At 53.8% G+C, this 14,017-nt stretch carries 10 protein-coding genes; 6 read left to right on the top strand and 4 right to left on the bottom strand.

Features of this window, described 5'->3' with window-relative positions; translation table 11 throughout:
• Entirely contained in the window at positions 1–4,374 is a 4,374-nt protein-coding gene (locus tag B156_RS0107770; RefSeq protein ID WP_245563699.1) for a T9SS type A sorting domain-containing protein, read from the bottom strand.
• Between the two features lie 454 nt (positions 4,375–4,828).
• Positions 4,829–5,764 (bottom strand): hydrogen peroxide-inducible genes activator, encoded by a 936-nt coding sequence (locus tag B156_RS0107765; protein WP_018619114.1) that lies wholly within the window; start codon positions 5,762–5,764, stop codon positions 4,829–4,831.
• A gap of 106 nt (positions 5,765–5,870) precedes the next feature.
• Here B156_RS0107765 and B156_RS0107760 point away from each other — a divergent pair, with 106 nt between their 5' ends.
• The 5 genes from B156_RS0107760 (at position 5,871) to B156_RS0107740 (ending at position 10,507) form a co-directional block, all read left to right on the top strand.
• Positions 5,871–6,650, top strand: a complete 780-nt coding sequence (locus B156_RS0107760; RefSeq protein ID WP_018619113.1) for a hypothetical protein — start codon at positions 5,871–5,873, stop codon at positions 6,648–6,650.
• A 76-nt stretch (positions 6,651–6,726) separates the two neighbouring features.
• Entirely contained in the window at positions 6,727–7,788 is a 1,062-nt protein-coding gene (gene hemH / locus B156_RS0107755; RefSeq protein WP_018619112.1) for a ferrochelatase, read from the top strand.
• A gap of 93 nt (positions 7,789–7,881) precedes the next feature.
• Positions 7,882–9,138: a methionine aminotransferase gene (locus tag B156_RS0107750; RefSeq protein ID WP_018619111.1), complete on the top strand. Its 1,257-nt coding sequence runs from the start codon at positions 7,882–7,884 to the stop codon at positions 9,136–9,138.
• Between the two features lie 21 nt (positions 9,139–9,159).
• The gene (locus B156_RS0107745) at positions 9,160–9,711 is read left to right on the top strand and encodes a carboxymuconolactone decarboxylase family protein (RefSeq protein WP_018619110.1); all 552 of its coding nucleotides are present in this window, start codon (positions 9,160–9,162) and stop codon (positions 9,709–9,711) included.
• Positions 9,704–10,507: a mycofactocin-coupled SDR family oxidoreductase gene (locus tag B156_RS0107740; protein WP_018619109.1), complete on the top strand. Its 804-nt coding sequence runs from the start codon at positions 9,704–9,706 to the stop codon at positions 10,505–10,507. Before B156_RS0107745 ends, B156_RS0107740 begins: the two co-directional genes overlap by 8 nt.
• A gap of 122 nt (positions 10,508–10,629) precedes the next feature.
• Here B156_RS0107740 and B156_RS0107735 read toward each other — a convergent pair whose 3' ends face one another.
• Entirely contained in the window at positions 10,630–11,625 is a 996-nt protein-coding gene (locus B156_RS0107735; RefSeq protein ID WP_018619108.1) for a c-type cytochrome, read from the bottom strand.
• Positions 11,626–11,779: 154 nt separating this feature from the next.
• The gene (locus B156_RS0107730) at positions 11,780–12,859 is read right to left on the bottom strand and encodes a hypothetical protein (RefSeq protein ID WP_026260673.1); all 1,080 of its coding nucleotides are present in this window, start codon (positions 12,857–12,859) and stop codon (positions 11,780–11,782) included.
• A gap of 204 nt (positions 12,860–13,063) precedes the next feature.
• Here B156_RS0107730 and B156_RS0107725 point away from each other — a divergent pair, with 204 nt between their 5' ends.
• On the top strand, positions 13,064–14,005 hold the full coding sequence (locus B156_RS0107725) for an OmpA family protein (protein ID WP_018619106.1): 942 nt from the start codon (positions 13,064–13,066) through the stop codon (positions 14,003–14,005).
• Positions 14,006–14,017: the final 12 nt, after the last annotated feature.

The following is a 14,017-nucleotide window of genomic DNA, read 5'->3' as shown; positions in this document are numbered from 1 at the left end:
TTATAACTTCAGTACCCGTTTGGAGGCCGTTCTGTCGCCCACCCGAATCCGCAGAATATAGGTGCCTGTCGGGTGATGGTCGAGTGATAACGAGGTGGTAGACTGCCGGGTTTCCTGTCGGTGTGTGATATGCCCGGACAAATCGGTTAGCTCCAGAACGGCTTTCTGGCTGGCAAACAGTCCCCGGATACGCACCGTCAGCACCGAGGTTGTCGGTATCGGGTATATATCTACCGCTTCGGCCAGGGCCTGGTCTTCGATGCCCAACAATCTATTTACGGTCACAACTACCGAGCGGGCGGCCAGCGTACCGGTTCCACAGCTGTTACTCACCTGAGACAGCAGGTACGCGGTGGTTTTGGCCGGTCTCACTTCCAGTGCGTACGGACTAACGGCTGTCGTTATGGACTGGGCCGTACCCAAACCGGTGGCTGAACTGTCACGATAGGAAAAAGCCCACGGACCATCGCCCGAAAAAACAACCGTCAGACTGGCAGGCTGGCCCTCAAAAATGGTTTGATTGCCAACGAGAGTAGCTACCGGAAGTGGGCGTACGGTTAGCAGCGTTGGGCTATTGGCACCTTTAATCGGTATTTTCGGGTTGGTAGCCAGTACCCGCACCCAATACGTGCCAGCCGGTGTATTGGCCGGAATCGTACCGTTTACCTGACCGTTACCCGCCTGACCATTCACCAGATCGGCGAAGGCAATTTTCGTCGTGTCAGTTTCTACTTTAGCCAGTTGAAGTTTGAAAACGCTGCCGGGATTGAAGGAGCCCGATGTGGTGAAGTTCGCAGTCAAACTAGTCCCGGCGCAGAGCGTTGAGGACGTTAGTGCCTGGGTCTGGATAGTGGGTACTACCACGGTAATGGTAGCCGAAGAACCATTGCCGGGTAACCCGGCCCCGCATTTGTTGGCCACATCAACAACCTGGTAGATGGTAGTCCGGTCGGCCAGCACCAGCAGCGTGGTGTCTTTTGTGGTTGTTCCGGCAAGGCCATTGGTCAGTTTGTACGTATAAGGCCCCACCCCGGTAAATACTAGCTTTAGCGGTACATCCAGACCCAGATTCGCGGTGGTACTGCCCAGGACTGACAGCGTGGGCGGACTTTGTATGAACACACTGACAGCAGCTCTGGGGCTTTCGCACCCGTTGACGGTCTGCGTCACATAGAAGCGGTCTCCGCCAGGGTTTTGAGTTGCATTCAGGGTAGCTGGCGTGGGAGCCTCGGTGGTTACCTTACCGGTTGGGTCAGTCCATTTCAGGCCCGTTCCGGTAGCCGATAGCGGTTGAGCTGTGGCACCCTGACAGATTTCGACGGTTGCTTTGCCAACGGCGGGCGTTGGGGTTTCCACTACGATTACACTCTGCGTAGCTTTCGGCCCTTCGCAGCCGTTAACCGTTTGCGAAACCAGCACCGAAAACGACGCCCCCTTATCGGTACCAACGACCGGGGCTGAGCCAAACTTGCTGCCATCCACATTGTACCAGGTCAGATTATCGCCCGTAGCAGACAATATTTCGGGGGGAGCAAACTGACAAACTACTTTCGGCGAAACGGTGGGAGCCGAAGGCAGGGGTTTCACCGTAGCGGACAGGGGCGCGCGGGGTCCCTCGCAACCGTCGAGGCTTTGACTTACGTAATACGTTGTTTGACTGGTCTGTCCCGTGCTTACCAGCGGTGCGGCTGCATTGCCCGTACCACCCGTTTGCGCCGTATACCAGAGCAGGTTCTGACCCATTGCCGTTAGTGTGGGCGCGGCTGCGTTCTGGCACACCGCTACGGACTGCACCGTGGGCGCGTTGGGCGTGGGTCTGGTGGTGACGCTGATTTCGGCCCGACCACTTTCGCACCCATTTACCGACTGAGTCACGAAATAGCTAACCGTACCCGGCGTGTCAGTCGAAGGGGTTGGAGCATTGTCGCTGCTTTTACCCGATGCGTCGTACCATTTCAGCCCCGTTCCCGCAGCGGTCAGCGCCGGGGCCGGGGTTCTTTGGCAATAACTAAACGTTCTGGTCACACTGGGCGTCGACGGGGGCGCTACTACCGTAACGGTAATACTGCTGCGCGGTCCTTCGCAGCCGTTGCTGCTCTGACTCACGTAGTAGGTAGTAACCCCGGCGGTTTTGGTGTCGGGCGTGAGGGTACTACCCAACGAGGTCCCCCCGCTTACTTCCCGGTACCATTTCAACTCCTGCCCGGTTGCTGTCAATGAGCTGGCTGCTGCATTCTGGCAATACGTCGGCCCGGCATTGGCCACTGTGGGCGCATCCGGCAGGGCATTGATCGTGACGACTAAACTGGCGCGGGCACTTTCGCACCCATCCACACGCTGACTAACATAAAAAGTCGGCTGCCCCGTCTGACTGGTGCTCACTACCGGCGCAACAGCCGTACCCGTGCCACCCGTTTGCGTCGTGTACCAAAGCAGGTCCTGACCACTCGCCGTCAGCGTGGGCACGGCTGCGTTCTGGCACACCGCTACGGACTGCACTGTGGGCGCGTTGGGCGTAGGTCTGGTGATGACGTTGATTTCGGCCTTTGGACTTTCACACCCATTTATCGACTGAGTTACGAAATAGCTAACCGTACCCGGCACATCGGTGGAGGGCGTTGGAGCATTGTCGCTGCTTTTACCCAATGGGTCGTACCATTTCAGCCCCGTTCCCGAAGCGGTCAGCGTAGTGGACGAAGCTTTCTGGCAGTAACTAAATGTACTGGTAACGGTGGGAGCCGACGGAGAAGCAACCACCGTAACGGTCAGGCCATTGCGGGGGCCTTCGCAGCCGTTTTCAGTTTGACTCACGTAGTAGGTAGTAACCCCAACTGTTTTGGTGTCGGGCGTGAGGGTATTGCCCAACGAGGTTCCCCCGCTCAATTCCCGGTACCATTTTAAGTCCCGTCCGGTGGCCAGCAGGGAGCTGGCCGTTGCGTTCTGGCAATAGATTGGCTTGACACTACCCACTGTCGGCGCACCCGGCAGGACGTTGACAGTGACGACTAAACTGGCGCGGGCACTTTCGCAGCCGTTCACTAACTGACTGACGTAGTACGTTTTGGCCCCCGCCAGGGACGTGCTGACAACCGGCGTGGTGCCCGACCCGGTACCACCGGTTTGAGCGGTGTACCAAAGTAAGCCCTGACCGGTCACCGTTATAGGTGGGGCCGTTGTGTTCTGGCAAACCGTTAAAGACTGCACCGTAGGGGGAGCGGGTGTTGCTGTCACTTCCACCGTAATTTCGGCTCGTTCGCTTTCACAATCGCCTGATTTTTGCGCTACGTAATACCGAAATGTTCCAACCTTGTCCGTTGCCGGTTGCGTTGGCGTCGCTACGCCCGTCCCCCCCGTTGCATTGGTACCGTACCAGACCAGCGATGCCCCGGCGACAGTAGTCGTGGCAGTCAGAGGGGTAACTGACTGCGACTGGCAAATTGACAGCGAGTTAGTGGTGGTAGCCGGTTTGCCGGGGCGGGCGTTTACGGTTACCACCAGTCGGCTGACCGGATCCACCGCTGCCGGGCATCCATCCAGATAGGTTCTGAACGTAATAGTCGCCTTACCGGGCTTATCGGTAGCCGGAACGGGCGGAATCAAGGTGCTTTGTCCGGGGGCCGCACCATCGGTAAACCCTGTCAGAGACAGGTCGCCAGCTTCCTTGATATACTGAACAACTACATTATCGGGTAGGGGCTTAATGCCAAATTCTTTTAAAGACACCGCTTTGTCACCCTGACAGAGGTCTATTTTACCAAACGAGCCACCAAAACCATCACTGGTAAAGGCGTTTAACGGAACTACTACCGGCGGCAGGGGCTTGATGGTGACGTTTATTTCCTTCCTGTCACTTTCGCACCCGTCAAGCTGCTGGGTAACGTAGAATGTTTTGGTACCCGGTAAAAACTTGCTTATTTCGAACGATTTAGCGTCGGAAGACGGTCTGAAATAACCGGCCACGCTGCCATCCTGGTTGTACAACTGCGTGCTGGCGGCCGACGAACTGGCGGTTACAGATATAATAACAGTGATTTCGTTTGAAGTAGCCGCTTTCTGACATCCGGTGATGCTCGACAGAACGGCCGGTGGCGCGGGCTTCGCATTTACCCGCAAGAGCGTTGCGCTGGGACTTCCTTTAGCATCAGGACCTCTTGATATGAACCGGACCCGGTAATTGGCTCCGGGGGCGGTACTGGCCGGGATGGTAGCCCGATACGTAATTTCGTAACGCCCCGACGTGCTTACAACCACGGAAGGAACTTCAAAGTAGGTTGCCCCATCGCTCGACAATTCTATCCCGTAGCTATCAGCCGGACTACTCCTAAAGCCAGTTACCTCCAGCTGGGCACCGGGGCAAACGGAAGTTGTAGTCAATGGATCTGTACTGAGTTGAGCTCTTGTCTGAACACTCCACAGAATCGGAACAAGTAGTAAAGCCCATTTGATGAGCCAACTTCCATTACTTCGTCTGAGTTGATTGTGATACCGTAAAAAGCAGTTCATATGTATGGGTAAATGAGGATTAAGGCCGATAGTACGAGTAGCCAGTTAGCCCGGTAATGGCGTACAGACAGGGCTTTCATTTAACTATTAGTCAACAAAAACTCACTCCCTGGCGCCAGTTTTACACAAAGCTGGCTTTTAGTTTGATTTAGCAATAGTGAATGAAGCAAAGATGATTCCAGAAAAACAGGCAACTGACCATCAATCACTTAAAAAGTATGGACAAAAGGAATAGGTAACAAATACGCGTTTTCGAGGTCTAATTTTGCTCGAATATAAACAAAACGCCATTTATGGACCATAGCCAGAACAATTTGTTCTCTGTTTATTTCATTTCCACTACCCGGCCCGCTAGCTCACCTAGTTCTGCAGGTAAGTGAGCCAGAATCTCCGCCCTGAATGTATTGATTAATTTACGCTTCAGGAAGCTCCGATGCATAACCAGACTTACCTCACGCACGGGATGGGGCGCCGTAAACGACCGCAGTCGCGCACGGCGTTGCGGGTCCATATCGGGCGTAGCTAAATAAGGCAACAGGGTATACCCCCCCTGTTTGTCAATCAGTTTGATGAGCGTTTCCAGCGACCCCGTTTCGTAGCGCAGTGCGCTCGTACCATTGGCCTGCCGGTCGGCCCCGCAGAGATTCATGACCTGATTCCGGAAACAATGGCCCTCTGTCAGCAACCAAAGCCCGTCGGCAGGCAGGTCTGCCGGCGAAACTGTGGTTCTGGCCAGCAACGGGTTGGACTCAGCCGCGTACAGGACGAAGGGCTCCTGAAACAGCGGGATTTCGGCAATACCATTTTCGGACAAAGGCGTTACCACCAGTCCCACGTCAATCAATCCGTTGCGCAATCGTTCAACCACCTGCTCGGTTACCATCTCCTGAATCTGTATGGATACGGCGGGGTACTTCGCCATGAATTCACCGATGAAGTACGGCAGCAGGTACGGAGCCAGCGTTGGAATGATGCCAATGCGGAAGTCGCCCCGGAAATTGTCTTTCGATTCACTAACGATTTCGGGTATACGCCGGGCCATTCGGAGTACATCCCGTGCCTGAACCAGTATGGCCTGCCCGGTTTCGGTGGGCACTACCGGCTGCTTCGACCGGTCGAATACCAATACCCCCAATTCATCCTCCAGTTTCTGAATCTGCATACTCAGCGTGGGCTGCGTAATGTGGCAGGCTTCCGCTGCCGTAGCGAAATGCCGGTAGGTGTCAACGGCCACGATATAATCGAGTTGGGAGAGGGTCATAGATGGCGCATGATGGTTATCAATAAAATCTATACAAATCTAAATCATATTAGAACCAACAATCCAGCCTATGTCTTATTTTTGTTACGTAAACCCCTGTAATTTTATGTACACACGTATTCTTACCGTCGCTATTCTTTTAACTATCAGTGGAATAGGCTGCGCTCAATCAAAAAAATCAGCTAATCCGGCCGCCGACGGCTTCGACATGGCCAGTTCGGACCCCAAAGCCGTTGAGATTGCCGATCAGGTCATGCAGGCCATGGGCGGCCGTAAAGCCTGGGACAATACCCACTACATCAGCTGGAACTTCTTCGGCTTTCGCAAACTCGTTTGGGATAAATGGTCGGGCGATGTGCGGGTAGATAACGTGCGCGACGACCAGAGTGTAATTCTGAACATCAACACCGACAAAGGCCGGGTGTTTCGGAAGGGAGCCGAAGTGACCAATCCCGATTCTGTGGCCAAGTACGTGAAGGCAGCAAAAGGAGCCTGGATCAACGATTCGTACTGGCTCGTAATGCCCTTCAAGCTCAAGGATTCGGGTGTTACGCTGAAAAGTGTGGGCGAAGACAAAACGCAGGAAGGCAAAGCCGCCGATGTGCTGCAGATGACCTTTAAAAACGTAGGTAACACGCCCGACAATAAGTACAAGATATGGGTCGATAAGGATTCTCACCTGGTTACGCAGTGGGCCCACTACCCCAAGTATACCGACGAGCAACCCCGCTTCACCCTGCCCTGGGCCGATTACAAGCAGATGGGTGGTGTCCTGCTCTCCGGCGAACGCGGTGAGCGCGATCTGACCGACATTCAGGTGTACAAAAAACTCCCCGGCACAGTTTTCAGCGAACTTACCCGCCCCGACATTAGTCAAATGAAATAAGTAAAAACCCGGCAGATCCTGAAGGTCTTCCGGGTTTAATTAAAACCAAGCCGTTCAACTTACTGTTGCTTTTTTCATGGAAGTTTCTGCTTTAAAACCGCCGGTTGCTACCCAAAAATCAGTAGGAAAAACGGGCGTTCTGATCGTAAACCTCGGCACGCCCGACAGCCCCTCGGTGCCGGATGTTCGTAAATACCTGCGTGAGTTTTTGATGGATGGCCGGGTAATCGACATACCGGCTACGCCCCGTTTTGCGCTCGTAAACGGTATTATTGCCCCGTTTCGTGCACCAAAATCGGCCAAAATCTACCGGGAACTCTGGCAGGATACGGGTTCCCCGCTGAAGTACTACGGCCATGTTGTAGAGCAGGATTTACAGAAAGCACTGGGCGATGACTACGTGGTGAAACTGGCCATGCGCTACCAGAGTCCCAGCATTGACGCGGGTCTGGATGCCTTTCACCAAATGGGGTTGACAACTATTGTAGTGGTGCCGTTTTTCCCTCAGTATGCCTCAGCCTCAACGGGTTCCGTTTACCAGAAGGTGATGAATATCGTTAAAGACTGGCAGGTGATACCGGCTATTCGGTTCGTCAACCGGTTTCTGGACCATCCGGGCTTTATTGAAGGGTTTGCCCGGATTGCCCGTAAGTACATGGCTGCCTACGACTACGACCACTTTCTGTTCAGCTACCACGGCCTGCCCGAACGGCAGATCCGGAAGGGGGATGTGACGAAAACGGTTTGCCAGTTCAATGATTGCTGCGGCACGCTGCACGCTATGAATCAGCACTGCTACCGGGCGCAATGTTTTGAAACGACCCGCCTGCTGGTGCGGGCACTGAATATTCCCGAAGGTAAATACACCACTTCCTTTCAGTCACGGCTGGGGAATGACCCTTGGATTAAGCCGTATACCGACGATGTGATTAAAACCATGCCGGGTAACGGCATCAACAGTGTACTGGCTTTCTCGCCCGCTTTCGTAGCCGATTGTCTGGAGACAACTATTGAAGTAGGTGTGGAATACAAGGAGCTATTTGAAGAAGCGGGAGGCAAGCACTGGCAGCTCGTCGAGAGCCTGAACGATAGCCCCATCTGGATTGAGACGCTGGTTGATCTCGTCACCAATGCCTGATCGGATTTTTATCCTCATAAGCCCGCTTCTTTAAGTAAAGAGCGGGCTTTTCATTGCCTTACTTTGCTGAACAGTAGCGATCACCAACTTTTTATGCAGACTACCCAGGCATTCCCGTCCAAACTTCCCCAGGTGGGCACGACTATTTTCACCGTCATGTCGAAATTAGCCGCTGATACAGGCGCGCTGAATCTCTCGCAGGGGTATCCCAATTTCAACACCGACCCGGTGCTGATTGAGCTGGTTGCCAAGGCCATGCGGGATGGGTACAACCAGTACGCACCGATGCCGGGTGTACCGGTTCTGCGGGAAGCCATCGCGCAGAAAACGGCCCGGTGTTACAACGTTACTTATAACCCCGAAACGGAAATCACCGTAACCACCGGGGCTACTGAAGCCATCTATGCGGCCATCACAACCGTAGTGCAGCCCGACCGGAACGCCGGACCGCGGGGTGCCGGACCGGACGAAGTTATTGTGTTTGAACCAGCCTATGACAGCTACGTACCCGCTATTGAACTGTCGGGCGGGAAACCGGTATTTGTATCGCTGAATTCGCCCGGCCGGTCAGAAGGCTGCATCCCCGCCGATGCGGTGGATGCGCCCCGCGTGGATACGCCCGGTTCAGCCATCGACTGGGATGTGGTTCGGGGAAAGATTACGGAGCGCACCCGGCTAATTATCGTTAATACTCCCCACAACCCGACCGGCTACGTCTGGTCGGCTGACGACCTGAATCAACTGGCCGGGATAGTTCAGAAGTATAACCTGTTCGTTATCAGCGATGAGGTGTACGAACATATTATCTTCGATGAACGGACGCACCACTCCCTGATGCAACAACCGTTACTGCGCGAACGGACATTTGTTGTCGGCTCATTCGGCAAAACATTTCATACAACTGGCTGGAAAATCGGCTACTGCTTGGCCCCGGCTAACCTAACGGCTGAGTTTCGGAAGGTACACCAGTTTGTTACGTTCAGCGTATCGACACCCATGCAGTACGCGCTGGCTGAATACCTGCAGGACCCCGCCCCGTACGAAGCCCTTCCGGCCTTCTACCAGCGCAAACGCGATTTATTTTTGCAGTCAATCCGCCAGTCACGTTTTCAGTTTGTGCCCTCGGAAGGCACCTTTTTCCAAAACGTTTCGTACGCCGGCATTACCGATGAGCCAGATTATGATTTAGCCATCCGCCTGACCCACGATATTGGCGTAGCATCCATTCCGGTATCGGTGTTCTACCACGAGCGAATCGACCATAAAATTCTGCGCTTCTGTTTTGCTAAAGACGATGAAACGCTCTTACAGGCGGGGGAACGGCTCACCCGCTGGTCACTCAGTCAATAATCTTTCCAAAGGCCTTCTCCTATGCCCCGTATTCACCCCCTTCCTGACGCTGAGGCTCCCGACGAGTTAAAAACGGCCTGGGCACGGCATATAACCGATTACCCCGGCTCGCGCATCACCAACATGAAAGCTACGCTGAGCCATTCGCCCCTGGCGTTTGCCGTGTATATGCAGTGGTACCCGCTGTACCACGACGTTATCCGGATTGTGGGGAAACGGTCGGCGTATCTGTTTGCCCACGCTGTTTCGGAAGCGAATGATTGCCCGGTCTGCACCACGTTCTTCCGGAAAATTATCATCGAACACGGCGAACGACCCGAGGCCCTGCACTTGACCAATGATGAGCAGCACCTGCTGAACTTTGGAGCCGACATTGCCCGCAACAGGGGCGAGATATCAGACGAACTTTTCGCCCCAATCCGGCAGCGATTCAATGATTCCGAAGTTGTGGTGCTGGTGGCATTCGCCGGACAAATGATTGCCACAAACCTGTTCAATAATGTGCTGGAGGTGACGGTGGATGATTACCTCGCTCCTTACCTACCCCTAACCCAACCGACCACGCATGGCTGACTTAACCGGAAAAGTAGCGTTTATTACCGGAGCCGCTCACGGACAGGGCCGTGCCGTAGCCCTGGCTTTAGCCAAAGAAGGGGTCAATATACTGGCCTTCGACGTGGCTAAAGACCTGCCTTACCCAGCCTATTCCTTCGGCTCGTCCGACGAGTTAACCTCGTTGCAGCACGACATTGAAGCCCTGGGTGCCCGTTGCCTCCCCATCAAAGGCGACGTTCGGCGGGATACCGACGTGCGCGACGCCGTGGAGCAGGTAATGGCAGCCTTCGGGCGAATCGATATTCTGTTCAATAATGCCGGTATCTGCGCGTACGGACTGGCGCACGAACTCACCGAAGAAGAATGGGATAGTATGCTGGATATTAACCTGAAAGGGGCCTGGCTGGTGGCACGCCGGGTAATCCCCGTTATGATTCAGCAACAGTCGGGGGTCATTATTAACAATTCTAGCATTGCCGGGTTGCGGGGTATGAACCGCCTGAGTCACTACGCAGCGTCCAAATGGGGGCTGGTGGGGCTAACCAAATCGTGGGCTATCGAACTGGCTCCCTACCACATTCGCGTCAATTCCATCCATCCGACTGGGGTAAATACACCCATGAATGATGGACTGGCCGCGCTGGAAGGTACCACGACCCAGGCCATTGCCGAACGCTCGGCGGGCAATCTGCTGCCCGTTCCGTGGGTTGAACCGGAGGATGTATCGGCTATGGTGCTGTATCTGGTATCGGACGGTGCCCGCTACGTCACCGGTGCCCAATTTGTACTCGACGCCGGGTTGCTGACCCGGTAGAGGTATTGTCCGCAACTACTACCGGATTATACGCTAATACCCCACCCTAACCCTCCCCGGTAGGGAGGGAATTGCTCACCGGATTTTTCGAATCCCTCCCTGCCGGCGAGGACAGGATGTAGTCAGTTGGCTGCCACCTTGTTAGCAGGTGTAAACCGCTCTACCTTGTTCTCAACCGGTGCCACCGTATGCAAATAATCGTAGATAGCCCCCAGGTCCTGCTCGGTCATGTCGGCGTACATGGTCCAGGGCATGATAGAATTAAAATCGGCATCACGAACGGCAGGCGGCTCACCCTGTTCACCGGCATACGCTTTGAACCGGGCAATGAATGCCGCTTTCGTCCAGGTGCCAATGCCCGATTTGGCGGGGGTGATATTCATAGAGCGTACTAGGCCCGTTGGCATCGGAAACCCGCGACCACCTGCCATAGCCATACCCGGCAGCGGTTGTCCCTGTTCGTTTACAGGCGTATGGCATTCCCCGCAGGAGGCAAATGTGGTGATGTATTTGCCATAAGCGATTCGGTCCGTTGTATCAGGTCGTTTCCCCGCGTCAATTTTAGCCGGAATCGTATTAAGGATAAAATTCATCGGGAAATCGGGTTCAGCCGGTGGTATTTTGTTGGGAATCGGCTTTAAGGTGCGCAGGTAGGCGATGATGTCTTTTATATCGCTGGGATCCATCTGCGCATAACTTTTGTAGGGCATCACCGGAAACAGCGCACTTCCATCCCGGCTGACGCCCGTAGTGATAGCCCGAAAAATTTCACCATCGGTCCAGGTACCCAGGCTGGCTGGGGTTAGGTTACGGGCGTAGAAAACACCGGGAAAACCCATTTCGCGGGAAAATTTCTCACCACCCATCCCTTCCGTTCCCGGAACTAGTGGACCGGTAAACCGGGTAAAATCACGGGTCGAGTGGCAATCGACGCAAGCGGCCACGTGATGCGCCAAATACTTGCCGTGCGCTACCTGGGTCACTGTTGGATTAATCGTTAGTTCGGGAGCCGGGCCAACATCAGGCAACGCCCATTTTACGTAAGCCAGTGCTACACCAGCAAATAGCACGAACCCAGCAACGACGAACAGTGCAATTTTAAGGAGTCTCTTTTTCATGGGCGCTACGATGAGGTTTAGTAAGCAAGTTTACATTTTTCGCTTTTCAAAGCCCGGAAAAGTGTGTAAACGGTAAAGAGTACAATGATCAATCACAAAAAAACCCGGTTAGCAAGTTTGCTAACCGGGCCTTGATGATTACTTGTTTTGCTATTTAAGCCGCCATGCGCATGTCGGTGGGCAACGACTGCTCCGGGGTCAGCATGGGAGTGATGATGGTATTCATCCGATCCCGAACGAAACTCTCCTGTAAATAGGCGGGGAGTTTGGCCACCAATTGCCGATAGCCCTGAATACCCAGCGCCTTGGCAATGTAGGCTTCGTGTACGGAATTGACGTGAGCCACGATATTGACCAGACTTTGGTGGAACAGTTTCACATCAATCTCCGAATCGACAAAGCGTTCAATCTCCCGGTTCGTGGATGAAATACGCAACCGGCTCAGCATATCGAAGTACGTGGTGTAGCCAATTTGTTTAGCTAATTGCTTATACTGCTCCACGCTGAATTTTTGCAGAATCTCGCCGGTTTTTAGGCTGCGCAACGCCGTTTTGGGATTATTCTGAATCACGTTCCGCAGGGTTTTTACGCGCTGATCGCGGGTGGTTTTCAGGAACTGTGCCAGTTCGACCTGCACGAAACCCTCCCGGGAGGGCAATAGCAGATCGTTTTTGGTTGCTACGCTAAAGCGTTTGGCCATTGGCAGCCGCTGAATGCGGTAATTGTTGATTGGACCAAGGGCATAGTACCCAATGGATGGGGGATAGTAGCCCCGCACAACCATGTTGCCCACGCGCTTGCGGATCAACTCTTCGTTGCTAACGGTAATCCCCTGCACCGCCAGGAAGGCCCGCGCGCTGAACAGGGCACTGTAGTAAGCCTGCGGAAAGGTCCAGTGCAGCGAACTTTGCAGGTATTGCTCGTCATTGACAACGGGCGTAATACGAAGTGCGTACTCGGCGCTCCAGCTATTGAGTAACAACTTTTCCAGTGCCTTCCGCGTCTCGTCCGTAACGCGTCCGTAGAATTGCTTGAATACGGGGAATTTGACGATGTCAAACAGGTCATTCTGGTTATGGATATGGTAATCCATCGCAAAAAAATGGTTCAGAAACACCTGCGCCGGAATAGATTTCCGCCAGCTGTCATCAAGTGGCATATTGCCCGTAGAAGCCGGTGCAGAAGGTGCCTGAACGTTCGGGGAGTGCATCGATGCGTTGGTTATCTGTGTCATATTTTATTAACGAAAAAGAGCTTTTTCACGTTCATTTTTGGTTAATTATTTTACCTACACAATATACTGAAAATCAGTGCATTAATTGTAGTTTTGCCCCGAAAAAAGTACAATAGAATGTACTCTTTTCGGGAATAGCCAGCTGGGTAACTTTTACAGCTGTAAAGACACTTTTAAGCGCCCTATTTACGTTGCCTTTACAATATGAATTGGACGAAATACGTATTAATTGGCGGGGCTCTATACCTGACTAATCTGGTATCCCCGGTGGTTTTGGGACAAACCGGCCAACAGGCTGCCCCTGTAGAAGGAAGAACAACAGTGGAAGGCTCCATTCAGGATGCGCAGACGAAAACGGCAGTTATGGGAGCCACCATCCTGGCGAAAAGCGAAGATGGAATCGTTCGTGACCAGCAGGTCACGAATGCGAATGGGGATTACTCACTGACACTGGATTCCAGGAAATCCTATATTTTCACCGTTAAAGCAGCGGGCTACATTGCGCTGGATGAGCAGGTGATGTTTACCTCTGAGAAGGCCTATCGGCTGAAGCGAAAGCCTACGCTTCTATTTCGTCAGAGTGCGTCTTCTGTCCAGAAAATAATTGCCCCTTCTTCACCATCCGTCCCCACCCCTGCTGTTGCCTCAACGCCGGCGAGAACGACTCCTGCCGCAACACCACCGGTCACTGAACAGACCGTAGCGTCCAGCGGCTCCAGCGCTGATAATGCCCGCGTGGCGCCACCTAAAACGCTCGATGCGAAGGTAATTTACACACCGCCCCTCGTTGTGGCTCCTGTGGGTAAAGCTACCCAGCTACAGGCTCTACAGTTCGTGCAGAGCCAGCCGGAGTTGCTCCCTGAAGCACAGCCCGCTCTGGACCAGCTATTGGGGTTCATGCGCGACCATCCAACGACAGAAATTGAACTGGCGGGGCATACCGACAATCAGGGTGACTTTGACAAGAACCTACAACTTTCCAAGCAGCGCGTTGAGGTAGTGAAGGATTATCTGGTGAAAAATGGTATCGCATCCGGTCGGATTACCACGCGCGGCTACGGCCCAACGCGCCCCATTGCCAGCAACAACCGCGAAGCTACCCGCCAACTCAACCGACGGGTCGAAATGACGGTGGTAAAGCAGTGAGGATTAGCTTAT

Origin of the sequence: Spirosoma luteum DSM 19990, assembly GCF_000374065.1 — a bacterium.
Classification (GTDB): Bacteria; Bacteroidota; Bacteroidia; order Cytophagales; family Spirosomataceae; genus Spirosoma; species Spirosoma luteum.
The sequence above is the reverse complement of the archived record's forward strand: the minus strand, read 5'-3'. Positions and strand labels throughout refer to the sequence as shown.